The organism is Caenimonas sp. SL110 (genome assembly GCF_001044395.1).
In the GTDB taxonomy this organism is placed as follows: Bacteria; Pseudomonadota; Gammaproteobacteria; order Burkholderiales; family Burkholderiaceae_C; genus Ramlibacter.
Genome location: NZ_JANU01000039.1, coordinates 54090 through 75648, shown reverse-complemented (window position 1 = coordinate 75648; position 21559 = coordinate 54090). Strand labels below are relative to the sequence as shown.

Here is a 21559-nt window from a genome sequence, read left to right as displayed (position 1 = left end):
CTTACATGAACAGATATTCGCGAATTACCGGCACTGGCAGCTACCTGCCGCCGCGCCGCGTGACGAATGCCGACCTTGCGGCCGAACTTGGGGCAAGCGGCGTCGAAACGTCAGACCAGTGGATCGTCGACCGAACCGGGATTCACGCCCGGCACTTCGCAGCGACCGATGTCACCAGCAGCGATCTGGGTGCGCAAGCAGCACGCAACGCGCTGGAAGCGGCGGGAATCGCCGCAGGTGAGATAGACCTCATCATCGTTGCGACGTCGACGCCGGATATGGTGTTTCCATCGGCGGCGTGCATCCTGCAGAACAAGCTCGGCATTGCCGGCTGCGCTGCATTTGATGTGCAGGCCGTCTGCAGTGGCTTTGTGTATGCGCTGACGGTGGCCGACTCCCTCATCAAGACAGGTGCAGCCAGCAAGGCGCTGGTTATCGGCGCGGAAGTGTTCTCGCGCATTCTCGATTTCACCGACCGGACAACCTGCGTGCTTTTCGGAGACGGGGCTGGTGCCGTGGTGCTCGAGGCTTCCGACACACCGGGCATCCTGGCCAGCGACCTTCACGCCGATGGCAAGCACGTCGGCATCCTGTGCGTCCCGGGAACGGTCTCTGGTGGCAAAGTCATGGGCGACCCGCTCCTGAAAATGGATGGCCAGGCCGTGTTCAAACTCGCGGTCGGCGTGCTGGAGGATGCCGCGCGTGCAACGCTCGCCAAAGCTGGCCGGACGGCAGAAGATATCGATTGGCTGATCCCGCACCAGGCCAACATCCGCATCATGCAGGGCACGGCGAAGAAGCTGAAGCTCCCATTGGACAAATTGATTGTCACGGTGGACCAGCATGGCAACACATCAGCCGCTTCGATTCCGTTGGCACTCGATGCTGCAGTGCGCAGTGGCAAGATCAAAAAGGGTGACACGCTCATGCTCGAAGGCGTGGGCGGCGGCTTCACCTGGGGCGCGGTGCTGGTTGATTTCTAGCGTTGTCCCGGCCCCCAACCCAAATCACATTCCATTCATGAAACCGTTCGCATTTGTCTTTCCGGGGCAAGGCTCCCAATCCGTCGGCATGCTTGACGCATGGGGCGACCATCCGGCGGTCACGGAAGCTGTCAGGGAAGCATCGGACGCGCTGGGTGAGGACGTTGGCCAGCTCATCAAGGCTGGGCCCAAGGAAGTGCTGGGCCTCACCACGAACACGCAGCCTGTGATGCTGGTAGCTGGCGTCGCCGCTTATCGCGCATGGTTGGCTGAAGGCGGTTCAGTTCCCTCGGTTGTCGCCGGTCATTCGTTGGGTGAGTATTCGGCGCTGGTTGCTTCTGGTGTGTTGACACTCGCACAGGCCGCGCCGCTGGTGCGGTTTCGGGCGCAGGCGATGCAGGAGGCGGTGCCAGTGGGCACGGGTGCGATGGCTGCCATCCTTGGCATGGGCGCCGAGAAGGTCATTGAAGGTTGCGCAGAAGTTGTTCGCAGCTTCGGGCCCGGCACCCCGGAAGTCGTCGAGGCCGTGAATTTCAATGATCCGGCGCAGACGGTCATTGCCGGCAGCAAGGCGGCAGTGGACAGGGCGTGCGAGGTGCTCAAGGCCAACGGCGCCAAGCGAGCACTGCCGCTGGCCGTCTCGGCGCCTTTTCACTCCAGCCTCATGAAACCGGCGGCTGAAAAACTGCGTGAGAAACTGGCTGCGACGTCTTTCTCGCCACCGCAAATTCCGGTGATCAACAACATCGAGGTCAAGGTCGAGACCGATGCTGACCGCATTCGCGCGGCGCTTTACGCGCAGGCCTTTGGCCCCGTGCGCTGGGTCGAGTGCGTTCAGGCCATCAAGGCACGTGGCATCACGACGATTGTCGAGTGCGGTCCGGGCAAGGTGCTGGCGGGCATGGTCAAGCGAATTGATGGGGAGCTGACAGGCGCAGCGATGTTCGATCCGGCGTCGCTGGCCGAAGTGAAGGGCCTGGTTCAATGAGTATCCAATTTGAAGGGCAGGTTGCCCTGGTCACCGGCGCCTCCCGTGGGATCGGCGCTGCCATCGCGCTGGAGCTGGCGCATCGCGGCCTGAAGGTGATCGGCACTGCAACCACCGACGACGGCGCCGCGAAGATTTCGGCTGCTTTGTCGGCGTACGCGGGATGCAGGGGAGCCACCCTCGACGTCAATGATGCAAAGGCTGCCGAAGCCGTGATCGACGCCATCGCCAAGGAGCACGGCGGCCTGCAGGTTCTGGTAAACAACGCCGGCATTACGCGCGACATGCTTGCCATGCGCCTGAAGGACGACGACTGGGACGCGGTGCTCGACACCAACCTGAAGGCCGTGTTCCGGATGAGTCGCGCGGTGATGCGCACGATGATGAAGCAGCGCTACGGCCGCATCATCAGCATCACGTCGGTGGTCGGTGCGTCAGGAAATCCGGGGCAGGCGAACTATGCGGCTGCGAAGGCCGGCGTCGCGGGAATGAGCCGATCGCTCGCCCGGGAGCTGGGCAGCCGCGGCATCACCGTCAATTGCATTGCACCCGGCTTCATAGAAACCGACATGACAGCCAGCCTGCCCGAAGAGCAGCAAAAGGCATTGCTAGGCCAGATCCCCCTTGGGCACCTGGGCAAGCCAGCCGACATTGCACATGCCGTGGCATGGTTGGCATCGCCGCAGGCCGGCTACGTAACCGGACAAGAAATACACGTCAACGGCGGCATGTACATGTGACGATGCATTGATTTTCCCCACCGGTTGATCCGCCCGGTGCTGGCCTACAGAAATCCAAGGCGTGGGCAGCTTAAAATCGCGGATTCATTTACAACCCTCTGAGGGAACCATGAGCGATATCGAAGCACGTGTCAAAAAAATTATCGCCGAGCAACTCGGCGTGGAAGAGTCCCAGGTCACCAGTGAAAAAGCCTTTGTGGCAGATCTGGGCGCAGACTCCCTTGACACCGTGGAACTGGTGATGGCGCTCGAAGACGAGTTCGGCATCGAGATTCCCGACGAGGACGCCGAGAAGATCACCACGGTGCAAAACGCGATCGACTACGCGAACACGCACCAGAAGGCCTGACGGATTGCCGATGACTGGAACCGGACGCCGGATCGTCGTTACGGGACTGGGCTGTGTGAGCCCCGTGGGCAACACGGTGGGCGAGTCCTGGTCTAACCTGCTGGCGGGCAAGTCGGGCATTGCCCCGATCACATTGTTCGATGCGTCGAACTTTGCGTGCAAGTTTGCCGGCGAGGTCAAGGGGTTCAATATCGGGGACTACATTCCCGAGAAGGAAGCCCGTCACATGGATCGCTTCATCCATCTTGGGATGGCTGCGGCCTGCCAGGCCGTTGCTGACTCGGGACTTCCCACCGGCGATGCGCTGGGCGAGGAGGAAGCGACCCGCATCGGCTGCAACATCGGTGCGGGCATCGGTGGCTTGCCGATGATCGAGCACACGCACGCCGAGCTTACCAATCGCGGACCGCGCCGCATTTCCCCGTTTTTCGTGCCGGCTTCGATCATCAACATGATCTCCGGTCACGTGTCGATCAAGTATGGTTTCAAGGGCGTCAACATCGCCGTTGTCACGGCCTGCACAACCGGCCTGCATGCGATCGGTCTTTCTGCCCGCCTCATTCAGGCAGGTGACGCGGACGTGATGATCGCCGGTGGTTCCGAGGCCGCCATCTCCCCCCTGGGTATTGGCGGCTTTGCATCCGCTCGTGCACTTTCCACGCGCAATGACGATCCCGCCACGGCGTCCCGTCCCTGGGACAAGGACCGCGACGGATTCGTTCTCGGTGAGGGTGCTGGCGTTGTCGTTCTCGAAGAGTACGAGCACGCAAAGGCGCGCGGCGCGAAGATCTATGCGGAGCTGGTCGGTTTCGGCATGACCGCCGATGCGTTTCACATGACGGCACCCGATATCGACGGCCCGCGCCGTTCGATGGTGAATGCGATGCGCAATGCAGGTCTCAACATGGACCAGGCGAACTATCTCAACGCGCACGGCACATCGACACCGCTGGGTGACCTCAACGAGACCAATGCGATCAAGGCAGCCTTTGGCGATGCCGCCAGGAAGCTCGTGGTGAATTCCACGAAGTCGATGACGGGGCATTTGCTCGGTGGCGCAGGTGGAATCGAATCCGTCTTCACCGTACTCGCCTTGCACGAGCAAAAGAGTCCCCCAACGATGAACATCTTCAACCAGGACCCCGAGTGCGACCTGGACTACTGCGCCAATGAGGCGCGGGAGATGAAGATCGATATCGCAGTGAAGAACAACTTCGGCTTCGGCGGCACGAACGGCACACTCGTGTTCAAGCGCCTCCAGTAGCAGCTGTCCTGAAATCCAGCCATCCATGCACAGCGCCCCATCGGTGACCTATCCGGTGGGGCGTTCGCGCTTTGCAGGCTTTGCCATGATTGCGTTGTGGCTGCTCGGCGCGGCCGCTGTTGGCGCGTGGTGGCTACAGGCGCAAACACCGGGTTGGCGCACAGTCGTGGCCTGCCTGCTCGTGGCAGGGAGCGGTTGTCTGGCAGCGATCACCTGGCGAAGCAGTCCGGTCGGTAGCATGGCGTGGGACGGCGAGAAATGGAACCTGTCGGCCCACCAGACGCCGTCGGGTGGCGCGGTCGCAGTGGCGCTCGACCTGCAGCAGTGGATCTTGCTGCAATGGCGGGCCGAAGCCGGCTCGCAATGGTTGTGGGTTGAACGCCGCGCAAGGCCTGAGCGCTGGGATGACATGCGCCGTGCGGTATATTCGCGCCCCAGACCGCAAGCGCCAGGCGCGGCGGCATCATGACGAAGATTCCTCCAGCACCACCCCCCAGTCCCGCCGACACCGACCTCATGCTTGTCGAGCGCACGGTCGCGGGTGACCAGCGGGCGTTCGAATTGTTGGTGCTCAAGTACCAGCGGCGTATCGAAAGGCTCATCGGCCGCATGGTGCGAGACTCGGACCTGGTCGAAGACATCGCACAGGAAACCTTCATTCGCGCATACCGTGCACTCGCGCAGTTCAGGGGCGAAGCGCAGTTCTACACCTGGCTGTACCGGATCGCAGTGAACACCGCCAAAAAGGCGCTGGTGGACATGAAGCGCGACCCGACGGTGTCTGAATCTGCGCTGAGAGGCGGCAGTGGTGACGACGAAGATGAAACTTCCGCCGTCGAGAACGAACTAACCACCTCGGAGACCCCGGAAACGGTGTTGGCCGCCAAGGAAATCGCCAATGCGGTCAATGCCGCCATGGAAGCGCTGCCTGAAGAGCTTCGCCAGGCCGTGACCCTTCGCGAGATCGAAGGCCTGAGTTACGAAGAGATTGCGGAAGTGATGGACTGCCCCATCGGCACGGTACGGTCGCGGATTTTTCGCGCACGCGAGTCGATTTCGGCGAAGGTGAAACCGATGCTGGAGAACCAGACAGGCAAGCGCTGGTGAGTCCAGATGGGTATAGGTAAATCAGGGAATCGAGGGGATCGAGGTTTGTGATGGACGACATGCAGAAAAACGAAATCATCTCGGCATTGGCCGACGGACAACTCCAGGGCGTCGAGTTCGACGAGGGGCTGGCGTTGGCTAGCGGCGATCAGGCTTCACGCGAGCTCTGGCACCGCTATCACCTGATCGGTGACGTCCTGCGATCGGGCGAGCACGCGGCAGGCACCTTGCCGTCGGTGTTCATGGGCCGCTTGCAGATGCGTTTGCAGCAGGAGCACGCGTTGCCGGCTGTCGAAGTCAAGCCTGTGCCTGCGTTGGCGGCTTCAGCGATGTCCAATGGCCCGGCCGCCAACGACTCGAACTTTCGCTGGAAGATGGTTGCGGGCTTCGCTTCTGTGACTGCGGTGGCCGCCATTGGCTGGTCGATGGCGACCGGCTCCGGCGCCGGGTCTGCCGGGCAAGCGCAGCTTGCGGCTGCGCCGGCGGCATCGGCGGTGCCAGTGCTGGCGAGCGCGGTCGGTACCAAGGGCGGCGTGATGTTGCGCGACCCGAAGCTCGATGAATTCCTCGCGGCCCATCGCCAGCTCGGCGGCGCATCGGCGCTGCAAATGCCAGCAGGCTTCCTGCGTAACGCCACCTATGAGGGTGCGGGCCGCTGAAGGCGGCTGCTCGCGCATGGAAATCTTCCCACGGACCTCATTCATCATGGCCGCGCTGCTGACAGGCGGCGCAGCAATGGCCCAGGCCGAAGAGGCCCTGGTCCTGGCACAGGCGCCTGCACACGGACAGCAGGCTTCGTCGGCCGCACATTATCCCGAGCGCAGTGTCAGCGAGTGGCTGCTTCGCATGCACGAGGCCTCGAAGCTTCGAAGCTACATCGGGACGTTTGTGGTGCTCTCCAACAACGGCAGCATGTCCAGTGCCCGCATCTGGCATGCGTGCGAGGGCGACCAGCAGGTCGAGCGCGTCGAGTCGCTGACCGGCGCACCCCGTTCGACCTTCCGTCGCAACAACGAAGTCGTGACCTTCCTGCCGGAGCTGCGCGTCGCGCGTACCGAAAAGCGCGAGTCGCTCGGGCTGTTTCCCAACCTGATCAAGTCCAGCGACAGTTCGATCCCTGATTTCTACTCGGCACGCCGTCTGGGTGGCGACCGTGTGGCCGGATTCGCTGCCGACGTGGTGCAGTTGGCGCCCAAAGACAACCTGCGCTACGGCTACCGCATCTGGAGCGAACGCAAGTCGGGCCTGGTGGTGAAACTTCAAACCATCGATGCCGACGGCACAGTGCTGGAGCAGGCCGCTTTCTCGGAGCTTCAGCTCGATGCGCCGGTGCGCATCGACAAGTTGAACCAGATGATGTCGGCCACTGAAGGCTGGCGCATTGAAAAGGCTGAAGCGCTCAAGACCACTGCAGCCGCTGAAGGATGGCACCTGAAGTCGGCGATTGCCGGCTTCAAGCCCATCAATTGCTACAAGCGTCCCGTTGGCGCTGGCGGTGCGGGCAGCGATGGCGCTATTCACTGGATTTTTTCGGATGGTCTTGCAGCTGTCTCGCTTTTCGTCGAGCAATACGACGCCAAGCGTCACGCGCAGGAAGGCATCTTCGCCTCCGGCGCGACCCAGACGCTGACTCGCCGCATCCAGGACTGGTGGCTCACTGCCGTGGGTGAAGTGCCCTCGCAGACGCTCAATGCCTTTGCGCAGAGCCTTGAGCGGCGCAAGTAAGCCCCCATCTAGGCCCCATGCGACCCAGGTTTCGCACATCAGCCGCTGAACCATTTCGCAGGTTTTCATTCTCAGCAGAGAGGGCTGCCCGAGCCCGCCATCTCCCAAGGAAAGTATGTCCAGCATGAAGACGATCGACTTGAAAAAAATTCGCGCGTATGCGGTCGTGGCCGCGCTCGCAGTGGGCACGACCATCGCGCTGGTCCCAGCCCGGCCGGTCTCCGCACAGGCAGTTCGTGGCCTTCCCGATTTCACCGACCTGGTCGAACAGGTCGGGCCATCGGTGGTCAACATTCGTACCGTGGAGCGCGTTCGCAGCAGCTCCGCTTCCGGCCTTCCCGGCAACATGGACGAAGAGATGCAGGAGTTTTTCCGGCGCTTCTTCGGCCAGCCCATGCCGGGAACGCCCGGCCAGCCGCGACAGGCGCCGCGCCCGAATCGTCCGCAGCAGGATGAAGAGCAGACGCAACCGCGCGGCGTGGGCTCTGGTTTCATCCTGAGCAGCGACGGTTTCGTGATGACCAACGCCCATGTGGTCGAAGGCGCCGACGAAGTCGTCGTCACGCTGCCTGACAAGCGTGAATTCAAGGCGCGCATCATCGGCGCCGACAAGCGCACCGATGTTGCTGTCGTGAAGATCGAAGGCGCGGGTTTTCCGGCGGTGCGGATCGGCGACAACAATCGCCTCAAGGTCGGTGAATGGGTAATGGCCATCGGCTCGCCGTTCGGCCTTGAGAACAGCGTGACTGCCGGCATCGTGAGCGCCAAGGGCCGCGACACCGGCGACTACCTGCCGTTCATCCAGACTGACGTGGCGATCAACCCCGGAAACTCTGGCGGACCGCTCATCAACATGCGAGGTGAGGTGGTCGGCATCAACAGCCAGATCTATTCACGTTCGGGCGGCTTCATGGGCATCTCGTTTGCGATCCCCATCGATGAAGCAATGCGCGTGAGTGAGCAACTGCGTGTGTCGGGACGCGTCCAGCGCGGACGCATCGGCGTGCAGATCGACCAGGTGACCAAGGACGTCGCCGAGTCCATCGGTCTGGGACGGGCGCAGGGCGCGCTGGTGCGCAGCGTCGAAAGCGGCTCGCCCGCTGACAAGGCGGGCGTCGAAGCCGGCGACATCATCACGAAGTTCGACGGCAAGGTGATCGATCGTGCAACCGACCTGCCGCGCCTGGTGGGCAGCGTCAAGCCGGGCACGCGCAGCAGCGTGACCGTGTTCCGCCGTGGTGGATTCAAGGACCTGGCTGTGGTGATTGCAGAAGTCGAGCCCGAGAAGCCAGCGCGCACAGCCCAGGCAGCCAAGGAAGAAAAGCCGAAGTCGTCGCCGGCCGCGCAGTCGGTGGGTCTCACGGTCAGCGACCTCACGGACGCACAGCGCAAGGAACTCAAGATCAAGGGCGGTGTGAAGGTCGAGGCTGTGGCAGAAGGCGCGTCGCGCGCCGGCATCCGCGAAGGCGATGTGATCGTCGCTATCGGCAACACCGAAGTAGGCAGCGTGAAAGAGTTTGACGCCGTAGTCGCCAAGGCCGACAAGACCAAGGCGATCCCGGTTCTGCTTCGCCGCGGCGAGCTGGCAACCTACCTGCTGATCCGGCCGGCACGGTAACAGACCGGGTCCACCTTGAGACAAAGCCCCATCCCGGAGTCGGGTTTGGGGCTTTATTTTGGGGAGTCAGAAAAAAAAGACGGTGCTCGACTCGAAATTTTGGTGCCGGTATTTCGGGCTGATAAGTTTGCGAACGCTAACTTTTTCGGAGCCTAACGACCTTTTTGGATAGAATCGGGCAACCAGATTGGCCATTACCGGCATATCGGCCAGCTCGAAATCCACGATACGGGACAAATCTGCGACGTGCACAGTCAGTCCACAGATCGCCCACATGTTGTCCCAAACCTTGCCCCCTGATTCTGTTGATAACTTGTGTATAAAAATCGTGTTGCTGGTCTGCAACGACCCCTTTTGAGCATGGCACTGGCTGTACGTCCGGGGCTTTTTGCCTACAATGAAGCTCCAACTATCGCAGTTGCCATAGATTGTTGGTTTAGGGCGCGTCACTACTCGACGCGCCCTTTTTTCTTGTCCACTGCCTTTTGAATTCAATCACTTAAGCGTTCCCGTTGATGAATCACATCAGAAACTTTTCAATCATCGCGCACATCGATCACGGCAAATCGACGCTCGCTGATCGCTTGATTCAACGCTGCGGCGGTCTGTCTGATCGAGAGATGGAAGAGCAGGTGCTCGACTCGATGGATCTTGAAAAAGAGCGTGGGATAACCATCAAGGCGCAGACCGCTTCGCTGCGCTACAAAGCGCGCGACGGACAGATCTACAACCTCAATCTGATCGATACACCGGGTCACGTCGACTTCTCATATGAAGTGTCGCGTTCGTTGTCCGCATGCGAAGGCGCATTGCTCGTTGTCGATGCAAGCCAGGGCGTCGAAGCGCAGACCGTTGCCAACTGCTACACCGCACTCGACCTCGGTGTTGAAGTGGTGCCGGTGTTGAACAAGATGGATCTGCCCAACGCAGACCCCGACAACGCGAAGGCCGAGATCGAGGAAGTGATCGGCATCGACGCAACCGACGCGATTCCATGCTCGGCCAAAACCGGCATGGGCATCGACGACATTCTCGAAGCCGTCGTCGCGCGCATTCCGGCGCCGCGCGGCAATCCCGACGGTGCGCTGCGCGCGATGATCGTCGACAGCTGGTTCGACACCTACGTCGGCGTCGTGATGCTGGTGCGTGTGGTCGACGGGCGCCTGGCGCGCGGCGACCGCATCAAGCTCATGGCCACCGGCGCGATGTACAACGCCGACAACCTGGGTGTGTTCACGCCGGGCAGCGAGCCGCGCCAGGCACTTGAAGCCGGCGAGGTGGGCTTCATCATCGCCGGCATCAAGGAGCTGCAGGCTGCCAAGGTGGGCGACACCGTCACCTTGATCAAGCCGGGCACAGGCGGCGCGGCGTTCACGGCCACCGAGGCGCTTCCCGGCTTCAAGGAAATCCAGCCGCAGGTGTTCGCGGGACTCTATCCAACCGAAGCCAACCAGTACGACTCGCTTCGCGACGCGCTGGAAAAGTTGAAGCTCAACGACGCATCGCTGCACTACGAACCCGAAGTGAGCCAGGCGCTGGGCTTTGGATTTCGCTGCGGCTTTCTGGGCCTGTTGCACATGGAAATCGTCCAGGAGCGGCTCGAGCGCGAGTTCGACCAGGACCTCATCACCACCGCACCCAGCGTTGTGTACGAGGTGGTCAAGGCCGACGGCGAAACCATCATGGTGGAGAACCCCTCCAAGATCCCGGACCAGGGCCGCATCGAAGAAATCCGCGAGCCCATCGTCACGGTGCATCTCTATATGCCGCAGGAATACGTGGGTCCGGTGATGACGCTGGCCAACCAGAAGCGCGGCGTCCAGCTCAACATGGCGTATCACGGCAAGCAGGTCATGCTGACGTACGAGTTGCCACTCGGCGAGATCGTGCTGGACTTCTTCGACAAGCTCAAGTCGGTGAGTCGCGGCTACGCCTCGATGGACTACACCTTCAAGGAGTTCCGCGCTTCCGATGTCGTGAAGGTGGACATCCTGCTCAACGGCGAGAAGGTCGATGCGCTCTCGATCATCGTGCACCGCAGCCAGTCGCTGTACCGGTCGCGCGCGGTGGTTGCCAAGATGCGCGAGATCATCAGCCGGCAGATGTTCGACGTGGCGATCCAGGCGGCCATTGGCGCGAATATCATTGCGCGCGAAACCATCAAGGCGTTGCGCAAGAACGTGCTGGCAAAATGCTACGGTGGCGACATCAGCCGCAAGCGCAAGCTCCTTGAAAAACAAAAAGCAGGCAAGAAGCGAATGAAGCAGATCGGTTCGGTCGAAGTGCCACAGGAAGCGTTCCTCGCCATCCTGCAAGTCGAGGATTAAAGCAAACATGCCATTTCTCACCGCTGCGGTACTCGCGGCTTTTCTCGGGTACGCGGGTGCCTGGTACTTCGGTTTTGTCGAAGGCAACTTCGCGCTCCTGCTTTTCCTGGCCACCGTCGTCACCGGACTTTTCTGGGTGGCCGAGCGCCTGTATTTCCTGCCGCAGAGGCGGCGTGCCGCCGAAGAAGTCGTGCGTCAATGGGAGCGCGAGCAGCTTGCCCGCGGGGGCCAGGTCAGCGAGTCGGCCCGTGCGGTCGTCGAACACCGTCAGATGCAGCAGCCCTGGTGGCTCGATTGGACTGCCGGCCTGTTCCCCGTGATCATCGCGGTCTTCGTCCTGCGGTCCTTTCTGTTCGAGCCGTTCAAGATTCCATCGGGTTCAATGATTCCCACGCTGCTCGTGGGCGACCTGATCCTGGTCAACAAATTCACCTACGGCCTGCGCCTGCCCGTGCTCAACACCAAGATCACCGATGGCACAGCGCCCAAGCGGGGCGACGTGATGGTGTTTCGCTACCCGCCCAAGCCCAGCCTGGACTACATCAAGCGCGTGGTCGGTGTGCCGGGCGATGAAGTGTCTTACCTCAACAAGCAGCTTGCGATCAACGGCCAGCCGGTCACCAAGACGGCGGTTGCCGATTTCTTCGAAGAAGACTCGATGGAGTATTTCAAGCAATTCGAAGAAGACCTGCTCGGGCGCAAGCACCGCATCCTCAACGACGACCGGCGGCCCGCATTCATTCCCGGCGCCGAGAACTTTCCGGGTAAACAGAATTGCCGTTACAGTGTCGAGGGGGTTGTCTGCAAGATCCCCGAGGGCCACTATTTCATGATGGGCGACAACCGCGATAATTCGCTCGACTCGCGCTACTGGGGCTTCGTTCCCGATCGCAACATCGTGGGGAAGGCCTTTTTCATCTGGATGAATTTCGGCAGCTTCAAGCGCATCGGGTCGTTTGAATAGGTCTGGTTGATATTGAAGGCATCGAGGGTAATGAGCATGAAACGTGGAATCAGAACTGGGCAGCGGGGCATTTCCTTCATCGGCCTGCTCTTCGTGGTCGGCGTGCTGGCCTGCCTTGGCGTGCTCGGCGCGCAGGCCTTCCCGACCGTCGTGGAATACCAGGCAACGCTGAAGGCGGCGCAAAAGGCGTCGGCCGGAAACACGGTCCTTGAGGTCAGGCAGATCTTTGACAAGGCCGCGCAGATCGACGACATCAAGTCCATCACCGGCAAGGATCTCGTGATCTCCAAGGTCAACGACAAAGTGGTCGTGTCTTTCGCCTACAACCGCGAGATCCACATGTTCGGTCCCGCCCACCTGCTCCTGAAGTACCAGGGCCAGTCAAAGTAACCGTGGATGGACAGCTTGCCGCATTACAAACCCGCTTGCAGCACCAGTTTGCAAACGCGGGCCTGCTTTCGCGCGCGCTGACCCACAGAAGTTTTTCGTCCGACCACAACGAGCGCCTGGAGTTTCTCGGCGACTCGGTGCTGAACCTGGCGGTTTCCTCGCTCCTCTACGCCCGTTTGGGTACGTTGGCTGAAGGCGATCTGTCTCGTGTGCGTGCCAACCTGGTCAAGCAGGAAACACTGCACCAGTTGTCCGTCGGCCTCGGCCTGCCCGACATCCTCAAGCTCGGTGAAGGCGAGATGCGCTCGGGCGGCACCAAGCGCCCGTCCATCCTGGCCGATGCACTGGAGGCGGTGATCGGCGCGGTGTATGTCGATGCCGGTTACGGCCCGGCCGAAGCGCTGGTGCACCGCCTGTACAAGGATGTCGAGATGAATCCGGGCATGGCCGCCGCTGCGAAAGACCCCAAGACAGAGCTGCAGGAGTGGCTCCAGGGTCGCAAGATGAAGCTGCCGGTCTATCGCGTGGCCGCCACGCTGGGTGCTGCGCACAAGCAGACTTTCGACGTGGAATGCGAAATTCCAGAACTCAACACGGTCGAGCGAGGCATTGGCGCTTCGCGCCGGGCCGGAGAGCAGGCGGCCGCGGCCGCCATGCTGCTCTCCCTCAGATCCAAGGGCAAATGACCGAAGCTTCTTCCATTCCTGATGATGATTCCGTGCCGCCGACGGACTCGGCTGAACCGGCCACGCCCAACACGGATTCCCAGCGCTGCGGCCTGATCGCCATCATCGGCAAGCCCAACGTGGGCAAATCGACACTGCTCAACGCGCTCGTCGGCCAGAAGATCAGCATCACCTCGCGCAAGGCGCAGACCACGCGCCACCGCATCACCGGCATTCGCACGGTTGCCGATTCGCAGTTCGTTTTTGTCGACACGCCGGGGTTCCAGACCCGCCATGCAACGGCGCTCAATCGCTCGCTCAACAAGACGGTTCTGGGCGCTGTCGGCGACGTGGACCTGGTCGTGTTCGTGGTCGAGGCGGGCAAGTTCACGCCGGCCGACGCGAAGGTGCTTGCGCTGTTCAAGCCAGGTATCCCAGTGGTGCTGCTGGCCAACAAGCTGGACGAAATCCACAGGCGTGGTGACGTCGCGCCCTGGATCCAGGAAATGGCCACGCGGCATGAGTTCGCCGAAGTCGTGCCGATGTCGGCCAAGAATGCGAAAGATGTGGAGCGGCTGTTCGCCATCTTCGACAAGTACCTGCCACAGCAACCGTGGATGTACGCAGAAGATGAGCTCACCGACCGCAGCGAGAAGTTTCTCGCCGGCGAAACAGTGCGCGAAAAACTCTTCCGCTTCACGGGCGATGAGCTGCCCTACACGTCCACCGTCGTCATCGACAAGTTCGAGGAAGAGCCAAGCCCCAAGCACAAGCGCTTCGTCAAGATCGCGGCCACCATCGTCGTCGAACGCGACGGCCACAAGGCGATGGTCATCGGTGACAAGGGCGAACGCCTCAAGCGCATCGGCACCGAGGCGCGCCAGGAGCTCGAAAAGCTGATGGATTGCAAGGTGTTCCTGGAAGTGTGGGTGAAGGTGCGATCCGGCTGGGCCGACGACGAACAGCGGGTGCGCAGCTTCGGCTACGAGTGATCATCTGTTGAGCTCCTAGCGACATGGCCGCAAAGCGCATCGGCGATGAGCCCGCTTACGTCGTCCACCGCTACGACTGGAGCGAGTCGAGCCTGATCCTGGAAGTATTCACCCGCCAGTACGGGCGTATTGCGCTCGTCGCCAAGGGTGCCAAGCGGCCCAGCTCCAATTTCCGCCCGGTGCTGCTGCCGTTGCAGCCGCTCAAAGTTTCGTTCGGTGGCGACGCGGAAATTCGCACGCTCAAGGGCGCGGAGTGGGTCGGTGGTCACGTGATGCCGACCGGCGATGCATTGCTGTCGGGGTACTACCTCAACGAACTGCTCATCCGCCTGCTCGCACGCGACGATCCGCATCCCAAGCTGTTCGATACCTATGCAGCAGCAGTCGCGGTGCTTGCGTCGGAGCACGCCGAAGCCCTGGAGCCGGTGCTGCGCACGTTCGAGCTCATGCTGCTGCGCGAGATTGGGCTGTTGCCCGCGCTGGACCGGCAAACGCTCACGCTGGGGCCGCTGGACGCCGACGCACGCTATAGCCTCGTGCCTGAAGCCGGCCTGGTTGCTTCACGCGAGCAGGAAGCGCGTGGCAGCCTGTCGGGCGCGCAATGGCAGGCGCTTCAACTCGCGCTCGACGACGAAGCGCCGTTCAATGCAACCGTGCGCCGCGCCGCGCCCGTCATGGCTGAGCTCAAGCCCCAACTGCGCGCGCTGCTGCACTACCATTGCGGTGTCTCCACGCTGCGCACCCGCCAGCTCATGATCGACCTGCAGGCGCTATGACATCTTCCCCATCCCGCACAGCCCTTTCGGTGAACCTGAACAAGGTCGCGCTGGTGCGCAACACCCGGCACCTTGGAATCCCCAGCGTCACGCGCGCGGCAACCCTGTGCCTGGAAGCGGGCGCCCAGGGCATCACCGTCCACCCGCGGCCCGATGAGCGTCACATTCGCCGGGGCGACGTGTACGAACTCCATTCGATGCTGAAGACGTCCTGGCCGCAGGCCGAGTTCAACATCGAGGGCAACCCGTTCCACAACCTGATGGACTTCGTGCGCGACCTGCGCCCGCATCAGTGCACCTTCGTGCCCGACAGCGAAGGCCAGTTCACGAGTGACCACGGCTGGGACCTGAAAGCCGATGCGGACCGGCTCAGGCCGCTGATCGACGAAGCGCACTACCTGGGCGTGCGGGTCAGCCTCTTCATGGACCCATTGCCGCAGGCGATGGCAGCCGCAAACGCCGTGGGCGCCGATCGCGTCGAGCTCTACACCGAAACCTACGCCTCGGCTTTCGGCACACCAACGCAAGATGCGATTCTCAAATCCTTCGCCGACACAGCCGCAGCGGCAGTGGCGGCAGGGCTGGGCGTCAATGCGGGCCACGACCTGAATCTCGCCAACCTCACCGCATTCCTCAAGGCTGCGCCGCAGGTGCAAGAAGTTTCCATCGGCCATGCGCTCATCGCCGACGCCCTGGAGATGGGCTACGCAGGTGCGATCAAGGCCTACCTTGCCAGCATCGACAGGGCCTTTTCGCGCGCGTCATGATTTACGGCATCGGGACCGACATCTGCGATGTGCGACGCATCCGCGAATCGCTGGAGCGGCGCGGCGAACGCTTCGCGCAAAAGGTCTTGAGCGATGGCGAGATGCGCGTCTGGAAAGCGCGCTCGGCCCGCTGGCCCGAGCGCGGCGTCCGCTATCTGGCCACGCGGTTTTCGGCGAAAGAAGCGTTCAGCAAGGCCATCGGCATGGGCCTGCGCATGCCGATGACCTGGCGGCTGTGCGAGATCGCGAACCTGCCCAGCGGCAAACCGGTCGTCGTGCTGCACGGCGTGCTCAAGGAATGGTTCGAGGGCCAAGGCCTGACCGCGCACGTGACCGTGACCGACGAAACCGATTACGCCGCGAGCTTCGTCGTTGTTGAAAAGAATTCGTGAAACCCATTTTCCGGTGAACAAAATGCCCGTACACGCACCCCTCATCCTCGATATCGCCGGCACCACGCTCAGCGCGGTGGACCGCGAGCGGCTTGCCCATCCATTGACCGGCGGCCTCATCTTTTTTGCGCGCAACTGGCAAGACCGCCAGCAGCTCACCGAACTCACCGCCGAGATCCATTCGATTCGCGAAGACCTGCTGATCTGCGTCGATCATGAAGGCGGGCGGGTCCAGCGTTTTCGCACCGATGGCTTCACGCACCTGCCGCCCATGCGGGCGTTCGGCGAGATGTGGATGAAGGACGGCCGGGGCGGCGAGGGCGCAGGCGCGATGGCCGCAACCAATGCGGCATCGGCTGCCGGGTTTGTGCTGGGCGCGGAGTTGCGCGCCTGTGGCGTGAACTTCAGCTTCACGCCGGTGCTCGACCTGGACTACGGCGGCAGCAGCGTCATCGGCGACCGCGCGTTCCACCGCGACGCGCGAATCACCGCCTTGCTGGCACGCAGCCTGATGCACGGCCTGCTGCTGGCCGGGATGGCCAACTGCGGCAAGCACTTCCCGGGGCACGGATTCGTCAAGGCCGACTCGCACACCGAAATCCCGGTCGACAAGCGTGGCCTGCGCGCCATCCTCAATGACGACGCTGTGCCCTACAAGTGGCTCAACACCGTGATGTCGAGCGTGATGCCGGCCCACGTGGTGTATCCCAAGGTCGATTCTAGACCTGCAGGTTTCTCCAGCAAATGGCTCAACGACATCCTGCGCGCGCAACTCGGATTCGGCGGCGCGATCTTCAGCGACGACCTGTCGATGGCCGGCGCGCGCGTGATCGACGGCCGTGAAGTGAGCTACACCGAGGCCGGCATTGCCGCGCTCAATGCTGGATGCGATCTCGTGCTGTTGTGCAATCAGTCAACAGGTGACGGCAGCGCTGTTGATGAGTTGCTCGACGGGCTGGGTGAAGCCATGGTCAAGGACCAGTGGCGGGGAAGGGCGGCCAGCGAGCATCGCCGCCTGTCGCTGCTGCCGTCCAAGCCAGCGCTGGATTGGGACACGCTCATGCGCAGTCCCGAATACATACACGCGCTGTCGCTGCTGCCTTAACGAGGAATCGCGGTGCCGTGACGCCGCTGTCCCGCGTAGGCCAGTCCCGATGCGACACCGCCAAACAGGTCGCCCTCCACAATCGGCACACCCGGAAAGCCAACCGCCAGCGCCTGCTGGAACGATTTGAGTGCCGACGATCCGCCGGTGAGGTAGAGCGCGTCGATGGCACCGGTTGCCGACGCTGCTTTGGCGCATTCCTGGCCGCAGGCCACCACCTGTTCGAGCAATCCGCGCAGGTCCTCGCCCATGCCTTGCGCGTCGAGCTGCGCGCCCAACCCGGCTTCAATGTGCGAAAGGTCGATCGCCGTGCCGGCATCCGACTGCGAGCTGCGGATCTTGGCCAGCTCCACCTCGCTCGCGATCCGGTGCCCCAGGCGCTCATTGAGCACGGTCATCAGGCGATCGTGCAGTCGCGTGTCGCTGTAGCTGGTACGCAGCTCCTGCATGTCGCGCAGCGACTTGGGAGCATAGAGCCAGTTGATCAGATGCCAGGTGGACAGGTCAAAGAACACGGAGCTGGGGACTTCGCGCCCCGTGGGTCCGCGATGGCGCAATCCGAGCAGCGGCATCACCCGCTCCAGGCTGAGCTTGCGGTCGTAGTCCGTGCCGCCGATGTGCACGCCACTCGTCGCCAGGATGTCACCGCTGCGGTCTGCTTTGGCGATGCGGCCCGGCCCGAGGCGCACGACGGTGAAGTCGGAGGTGCCGCCGCCGATGTCGACAATCAGGATCAGCGATTCGCGCGTGACGCGGCGCTCGTAGTCGAAGGCCGCCGCGATGGGTTCCAGCTCGAACGACACTTCATCGAAACCAGCCGCTGTGGCTGCCTTGGTCAGCGCCTGCTGCGCCTGCTTGTCGCGCTGCGGGGCGTCATCGACGAAGTGAACCGGACGCCCGATGACCACGCGGCGTACCTCGTGGCCCAGGTGCCGGTTGGCGCGCGTCGCCAGTTCCTTCAGAAACCGCGAAATCACATCCTGGAAATTCACCATGCCCTCGGGCACGCGCGTCTGCTCGTGCAACAGGCTGCTGCCCAGCAGGCTTTTGAGCGAGCGCATCAGGCGGCCATCGACACCCGAGAGGTACAGGGCAATGGCTTCACGTCCGAAGTGAATCGTGCGCTCTTCTGCGTTGAAAAAAACGGCGCTGGGAATCGTTCCTTCGCCGCCTTCCAGCGGCACCAGCTGCGCGAGCCCGCGAGGCCCGACATAGGAGATAGCCGAATTGGACGTGCCGAAGTCGATGCCGAGCGCTTCGGCTTTACCACCCGTCATCGCTGGACCCCAGCCTTTACGCTTCGCGGCGCAGCGCTGGGAACAGGATCACGTCGCGGATGCTGGGGCTGTCGGTCAGCAGCATCATCAGCCGGTCGATGCCCACGCCGCAGCCGCCGGTGGGCGGCATGCCGTATTCGAGGGCGCGCACGAAGTCGTGGTCGTAGAACATGGCTTCGTCGTCGCCCGCGTCCTTGGCGTTGACCTGCGCGTTGAAGCGCGCGGCCTGGTCTTCGGCGTCGTTCAGTTCCGAGAAGCCGTTACCGAACTCACGGCCTGTGATGTAGAGCTCGAACCGCTCGGTCACTTCGGGCCTGTCGTCGTTGGCGCGTGCCAGCGGCGAAATCTCGGTGGGGTGTTCCATGATGAAAGTCGGCTCCCAGAGCTTTTCTTCCACGGTTTCCTCGAAGTACATCACCTGCAGGCTGGCGAGCGAACGCGCGGAAAGCTTGTCCTTTTCTTCATTCATGCCGAGCTTGCGAAGGGCGTTGGTGAGGAACTCGCGGTCATCGACCTTGTCGCCTGCCTCGGTGTGCTTGATGATCGCTTCGCGAATCGTCAGGCGTTCGAACGGCTTGGCCAGGTCTACCGGCTTGCCCGCGTAAGTCAGTTGCAGTGTGCCGGTTGCGCGCTGCGCCGCGTCGCGAATGAGCGCTTCGGTGAAGTCCATCAGGTCGCGGTAGTTCCAGTAAGCCGCGTAGAACTCCATCATGGTGAACTCGGGGTTGTGGCGCACCGAGATGCCCTCGTTGCGGTAGCTGCGATTGATCTCGAAGACCTTCTCGAAACCGCCGACGATCAGGCGCTTGAGATACAGCTCCGGCGCGATGCGCAGGAACATCTCCTGGTCGAGCGCGTTGTGGTGCGTGACGAACGGCTTGGCATTGGCGCCACCGGGAATCGGATGCAGCATGGGGGTCTCGACTTCGAGAAAGCCCGCGTTCACCATGAAGTCGCGAATGCCACTCACAGCCTTGCTGCGCGCGGTGAAGCGGTCGCGCGCCACCGGGTCCATCATCAGGTCCACATAGCGCTGGCGATACTTCACTTCCTGGTCGGCCACGCCGTGGAACTTGTCCGGCATGGGTCGCAGGCTTTTGGTCAAAAGGCGCAGCTTCGTCACGTGCAGCGACAGCTCGCCGGTGCGGGTCTTGAACAGCTTGCCTTCGGCGCCAATGATGTCGCCCAGGTCCCAGTGCTTGAACGCTGCGTAGAGTTCTTCGCCGATCTCATCGCGCGTCACGTAGAGCTGGAACTTGCCGGTCGCGTCCTGGATGGTCGCAAAGCTTGCCTTGCCCATCACGCGCTTGAGCATCATGCGGCCCGCGACGCTGGCAAAGATGCCTTCTTCGGCGAGCTTTTCCGGCGTCTTGCCGTCGTGGTGCTCGACCAAATGGGCCGCGCGGTGTCCGGGCTTGAAATCGTTGGGGAAAGCGACGCCCTTGCCATCTCGCTGGGCTTCGCGCAGCGCCTTGAGTTTCTCGCGGCGCTCGGAGATCAGCTGGTTTTCATCGACCGGTGCGGCGGGAGGCACGGGAAGGGCAGGGTTCTTGGTGTCGGACATGGGAGGCGCCAGTGCAAAAGACAAAAAGGCCGATGGTCGGCCAAACCGTCGATTCTAAGTTTTTGCGGCCCAAGCCCACCCGGACTCGATAATCAGGCCCCATGTTTTTGAAAGCCGGCGCCCTGTCCCTGGCCCTGCTGCTGGCCAGCCGGTTGCTGGGCCTTTTGCGCGAATCGGCGCAGGCGGCGGCATTTGGCGCGTCGGGGCTGGCGGATGTGGTCGTGCTGATGCTGACCTTGCCCGACTGGCTGGCAGGCTTTCTGGCGAGCGGGGCGCTCGCGTATGTGCTGGTGCCGGCCTGGGCCGGGCAAGACAGGGCGAGCGTTGCGGCCACGCAGCGACGGGTGGCGATCTGGGTGATTGTGGGGGGCGTGCTGCTGGCGCTGGGGCTGCTTGTCTTGCGGCAGTCCGCTGCGGGCTGGCTCGCCGGCGGGCTCTCAACGGCACAGGCGCCGGCGGCGTCCACCGCATTGATCTGGAGTGCGGTCGCGCTCCCTGCTGCGTTGCTGGCCGCGCTCTGGGTGACCCGCCTTCAACATGAACGCGACTTCACCGGGATGTATGGCGCGAACCTGGTCGTCAATGTGGCATTGATCGCGGCCATCGTGTGGACGGCCAACTCTGCTGTCGGCAACGCGGTGCAGTTCCTGGGGATCGGTCTGGTCGCGGCGATGCTGCTGCGGCTCGCATGGCTGCACTGGAGGGCGCCAGCCGTCGACCTCACTGCCGTGACAGCAGTTGCCCCTGCACTGCCGACGCCGCCCGTGTGGCTATGGGCAGCACTGTCAGCGGGTCTTCCGCTGGCATTGCCCTTCGTTGCGAGGTCAATCGCATCGCGCGAAGGCGAGGGTGCTCTCGCGACTTTCAACTACGCGTGGAAACTCGTCGAGTTGCCGCTGATTCTTGCGATTCAACTGGTGGCGACGCTGGCGTTCCCCGCGATTGCGCGTGCGGTTGCACAGCGTGATGAAGCGTTGACGACGACTGCAGTGCGAACCGCATTCGCGCTCGCCTGGACCTTGGCGTGCGCAGCCGCCGCAGGACTGATCGTCGGTGCGCCGGCCATCGCTTCCCTGCTGTTCGGCTGGGGCCGCATGGATGCGCAGGCGCTGGAGCGCATTGCGCAATGGGGATCGCTGGGCGCATGGGGATTGCTGCCGCAAGCGCTCATTGCCGTCGCGCTCACGGTGCTGGCGGCGCGTGCTTCGATGTCTGCCGCCGTCGCCGCCTATGCGAGTGCGGTGGCGATGTTGTTGCTGGCGCCGGCGTTCGGATGGGTAGGCGGCGCGCAGCTGATGGTCGTGATCAATCTGCTGCTTTCTGGCGTAGCGATCGTTTGCATTGGCGCCTTGGGACACAACGTGGCGCGCTGGATGCCGTGGAAAGCCATGGCGGTCTCGCTGGCATGCCTGCTCGGTGTGGCCGCTGTGTCACGACTGCTCTCCCTGACGCCATCGCTGGTTGCGGGACTCGCGTCTGCATTAATCGCTGCGGGGCTCGTGGCCGTCGTGACATGGCTGTCCAGTACCGATTTGCGCGCGGCGCTGGCCCGATAATCAGCGCCTG

22 protein-coding genes are annotated in these 21559 nt (G+C 62.6%); 20 read left to right on the top strand and 2 right to left on the bottom strand.

Features of this window, described 5'->3' with window-relative positions:
* The first annotated feature begins 5 nt into the window (after positions 1 to 5).
* The 19 genes from AQ12_RS17355 to nagZ all read left to right on the top strand — a co-directional run bounded on the left by AQ12_RS17355 (position 6) and on the right by nagZ (position 17152).
* Entirely contained in the window at positions 6 to 983 is a 978-nt protein-coding gene (locus tag AQ12_RS17355; RefSeq protein ID WP_048441210.1) for a beta-ketoacyl-ACP synthase III, read from the top strand.
* Positions 984 to 1020: 37 nt separating this feature from the next.
* Positions 1021 to 1971, top strand: coding sequence for an ACP S-malonyltransferase (gene fabD / locus AQ12_RS17350; protein WP_048441209.1), 951 nt, complete (start codon positions 1021 to 1023; stop codon positions 1969 to 1971).
* Positions 1968 to 2711 carry a 3-oxoacyl-ACP reductase FabG gene (gene fabG / locus AQ12_RS17345; protein WP_048441208.1) on the top strand — a complete coding sequence of 248 codons (744 nt, stop codon included), beginning with the start codon at positions 1968 to 1970 and terminating at the stop codon, positions 2709 to 2711. The genes fabD and fabG overlap by 4 nt, the downstream gene beginning before the upstream one ends.
* Positions 2712 to 2820: 109 nt before the next feature.
* Positions 2821 to 3060, top strand: coding sequence for an acyl carrier protein (acpP, locus tag AQ12_RS17340; RefSeq protein WP_048441207.1), 240 nt, complete (start codon positions 2821 to 2823; stop codon positions 3058 to 3060).
* Between the two features lie 10 nt (positions 3061 to 3070).
* Positions 3071 to 4324, top strand: a complete 1254-nt coding sequence (gene fabF, locus AQ12_RS17335) for a beta-ketoacyl-ACP synthase II (RefSeq protein WP_048441206.1) — start codon at positions 3071 to 3073, stop codon at positions 4322 to 4324.
* A gap of 25 nt (positions 4325 to 4349) precedes the next feature.
* Entirely contained in the window at positions 4350 to 4793 is a 444-nt protein-coding gene (locus AQ12_RS17330; RefSeq protein WP_048441205.1) for a hypothetical protein, read from the top strand.
* The gene (gene rpoE, locus AQ12_RS17325; protein ID WP_048441204.1) at positions 4790 to 5431 is read left to right on the top strand and encodes an RNA polymerase sigma factor RpoE; all 642 of its coding nucleotides are present in this window, start codon (positions 4790 to 4792) and stop codon (positions 5429 to 5431) included. The genes AQ12_RS17330 and rpoE overlap by 4 nt, the downstream gene beginning before the upstream one ends.
* 59 nt (positions 5432 to 5490) lie before the next feature.
* Positions 5491 to 6090 (top strand): sigma-E factor negative regulatory protein, encoded by a 600-nt coding sequence (locus AQ12_RS17320; RefSeq protein ID WP_238587753.1) that lies wholly within the window; start codon positions 5491 to 5493, stop codon positions 6088 to 6090.
* 16 nt (positions 6091 to 6106) lie between these two features.
* On the top strand, positions 6107 to 7156 hold the full coding sequence (locus AQ12_RS17315) for a MucB/RseB C-terminal domain-containing protein (RefSeq protein ID WP_082151669.1): 1050 nt from the start codon (positions 6107 to 6109) through the stop codon (positions 7154 to 7156).
* A gap of 124 nt (positions 7157 to 7280) precedes the next feature.
* The gene (locus tag AQ12_RS17310; RefSeq protein ID WP_048441278.1) at positions 7281 to 8774 is read left to right on the top strand and encodes a DegQ family serine endoprotease; all 1494 of its coding nucleotides are present in this window, start codon (positions 7281 to 7283) and stop codon (positions 8772 to 8774) included.
* Between the two features lie 515 nt (positions 8775 to 9289).
* A complete protein-coding gene (gene lepA, locus AQ12_RS17300; protein ID WP_048441201.1) occupies positions 9290 to 11101 on the top strand; it encodes a translation elongation factor 4 in 1812 nt (603 codons plus the stop codon).
* A 7-nt stretch (positions 11102 to 11108) separates the two neighbouring features.
* Positions 11109 to 12065, top strand: a complete 957-nt coding sequence (lepB, locus tag AQ12_RS17295; RefSeq protein WP_048441200.1) for a signal peptidase I — start codon at positions 11109 to 11111, stop codon at positions 12063 to 12065.
* 30 nt (positions 12066 to 12095) lie between these two features.
* Positions 12096 to 12455 (top strand): DUF4845 domain-containing protein, encoded by a 360-nt coding sequence (locus AQ12_RS17290; protein WP_048441199.1) that lies wholly within the window; start codon positions 12096 to 12098, stop codon positions 12453 to 12455.
* A gap of 2 nt (positions 12456 to 12457) precedes the next feature.
* Positions 12458 to 13141, top strand: coding sequence for a ribonuclease III (gene rnc / locus AQ12_RS17285; protein WP_048441198.1), 684 nt, complete (start codon positions 12458 to 12460; stop codon positions 13139 to 13141).
* A complete protein-coding gene (gene era / locus AQ12_RS17280; RefSeq protein ID WP_082151656.1) occupies positions 13138 to 14112 on the top strand; it encodes a GTPase Era in 975 nt (324 codons plus the stop codon). The genes rnc and era overlap by 4 nt, the downstream gene beginning before the upstream one ends.
* A 23-nt stretch (positions 14113 to 14135) precedes the next feature.
* Entirely contained in the window at positions 14136 to 14888 is a 753-nt protein-coding gene (recO, locus tag AQ12_RS17275; protein WP_048441197.1) for a DNA repair protein RecO, read from the top strand.
* Positions 14885 to 15655 (top strand): pyridoxine 5'-phosphate synthase, encoded by a 771-nt coding sequence (locus tag AQ12_RS17270; protein WP_048441196.1) that lies wholly within the window; start codon positions 14885 to 14887, stop codon positions 15653 to 15655. The genes recO and AQ12_RS17270 overlap by 4 nt, the downstream gene beginning before the upstream one ends.
* Positions 15652 to 16047, top strand: coding sequence for a holo-ACP synthase (gene acpS / locus AQ12_RS17265; protein WP_048441195.1), 396 nt, complete (start codon positions 15652 to 15654; stop codon positions 16045 to 16047). The genes AQ12_RS17270 and acpS overlap by 4 nt, the downstream gene beginning before the upstream one ends.
* A gap of 22 nt (positions 16048 to 16069) precedes the next feature.
* Positions 16070 to 17152, top strand: coding sequence for a beta-N-acetylhexosaminidase (nagZ, locus tag AQ12_RS17260; protein WP_048441194.1), 1083 nt, complete (start codon positions 16070 to 16072; stop codon positions 17150 to 17152).
* Here the strand turns inward: nagZ and AQ12_RS17255 are convergent.
* Positions 17149 to 18429 carry an Hsp70 family protein gene (locus tag AQ12_RS17255; protein WP_048441193.1) on the bottom strand — a complete coding sequence of 427 codons (1281 nt, stop codon included), beginning with the start codon at positions 18427 to 18429 and terminating at the stop codon, positions 17149 to 17151. The genes nagZ and AQ12_RS17255 overlap by 4 nt on opposite strands.
* A gap of 16 nt (positions 18430 to 18445) precedes the next feature.
* The gene (gene lysS, locus AQ12_RS17250; RefSeq protein ID WP_048441192.1) at positions 18446 to 19993 is read right to left on the bottom strand and encodes a lysine--tRNA ligase; all 1548 of its coding nucleotides are present in this window, start codon (positions 19991 to 19993) and stop codon (positions 18446 to 18448) included.
* A gap of 101 nt (positions 19994 to 20094) precedes the next feature.
* On the opposite strand from lysS, the gene AQ12_RS17245 reads away from it, so the two are divergent.
* Entirely contained in the window at positions 20095 to 21549 is a 1455-nt protein-coding gene (locus AQ12_RS17245; protein WP_048441191.1) for a lipid II flippase MurJ, read from the top strand.
* The last annotated feature ends 10 nt before the right edge of the window (positions 21550 to 21559 follow it).

What these genes read in the sequence shown, in the direction of transcription:
- AQ12_RS17355 (WP_048441210.1), top strand. Translation starts at nt 6, where the DNA reads ATGAACAGATATTCGCGAATTACCGGCACTGGCAGCTACCTGCCGCCG.
- fabD (WP_048441209.1), top strand. Translation starts at nt 1,021, where the DNA reads ATGAAACCGTTCGCATTTGTCTTTCCGGGGCAAGGCTCCCAATCCGTC.
- fabG (WP_048441208.1), top strand. Translation starts at nt 1,968, where the DNA reads ATGAGTATCCAATTTGAAGGGCAGGTTGCCCTGGTCACCGGCGCCTCC.
- acpP (WP_048441207.1), top strand. Translation starts at nt 2,821, where the DNA reads ATGAGCGATATCGAAGCACGTGTCAAAAAAATTATCGCCGAGCAACTC.
- fabF (WP_048441206.1), top strand. Translation starts at nt 3,071, where the DNA reads ATGACTGGAACCGGACGCCGGATCGTCGTTACGGGACTGGGCTGTGTG.
- AQ12_RS17330 (WP_048441205.1), top strand. Translation starts at nt 4,350, where the DNA reads ATGCACAGCGCCCCATCGGTGACCTATCCGGTGGGGCGTTCGCGCTTT.
- rpoE (WP_048441204.1), top strand. Translation starts at nt 4,790, where the DNA reads ATGACGAAGATTCCTCCAGCACCACCCCCCAGTCCCGCCGACACCGAC.
- AQ12_RS17320 (WP_238587753.1), top strand. Translation starts at nt 5,491, where the DNA reads ATGCAGAAAAACGAAATCATCTCGGCATTGGCCGACGGACAACTCCAG.
- AQ12_RS17315 (WP_082151669.1), top strand. Translation starts at nt 6,107, where the DNA reads ATGGAAATCTTCCCACGGACCTCATTCATCATGGCCGCGCTGCTGACA.
- AQ12_RS17310 (WP_048441278.1), top strand. Translation starts at nt 7,281, where the DNA reads ATGAAGACGATCGACTTGAAAAAAATTCGCGCGTATGCGGTCGTGGCC.
- lepA (WP_048441201.1), top strand. Translation starts at nt 9,290, where the DNA reads ATGAATCACATCAGAAACTTTTCAATCATCGCGCACATCGATCACGGC.
- lepB (WP_048441200.1), top strand. Translation starts at nt 11,109, where the DNA reads ATGCCATTTCTCACCGCTGCGGTACTCGCGGCTTTTCTCGGGTACGCG.
- AQ12_RS17290 (WP_048441199.1), top strand. Translation starts at nt 12,096, where the DNA reads ATGAGCATGAAACGTGGAATCAGAACTGGGCAGCGGGGCATTTCCTTC.
- era (WP_082151656.1), top strand. Translation starts at nt 13,138, where the DNA reads ATGACCGAAGCTTCTTCCATTCCTGATGATGATTCCGTGCCGCCGACG.
- recO (WP_048441197.1), top strand. Translation starts at nt 14,136, where the DNA reads ATGGCCGCAAAGCGCATCGGCGATGAGCCCGCTTACGTCGTCCACCGC.
- AQ12_RS17270 (WP_048441196.1), top strand. Translation starts at nt 14,885, where the DNA reads ATGACATCTTCCCCATCCCGCACAGCCCTTTCGGTGAACCTGAACAAG.
- acpS (WP_048441195.1), top strand. Translation starts at nt 15,652, where the DNA reads ATGATTTACGGCATCGGGACCGACATCTGCGATGTGCGACGCATCCGC.
- nagZ (WP_048441194.1), top strand. Translation starts at nt 16,070, where the DNA reads ATGCCCGTACACGCACCCCTCATCCTCGATATCGCCGGCACCACGCTC.
- AQ12_RS17255 (WP_048441193.1), bottom strand. Translation starts at nt 18,429, where the DNA reads ATGACGGGTGGTAAAGCCGAAGCGCTCGGCATCGACTTCGGCACGTCC.
- lysS (WP_048441192.1), bottom strand. Translation starts at nt 19,993, where the DNA reads ATGTCCGACACCAAGAACCCTGCCCTTCCCGTGCCTCCCGCCGCACCG.
- AQ12_RS17245 (WP_048441191.1), top strand. Translation starts at nt 20,095, where the DNA reads ATGTTTTTGAAAGCCGGCGCCCTGTCCCTGGCCCTGCTGCTGGCCAGC.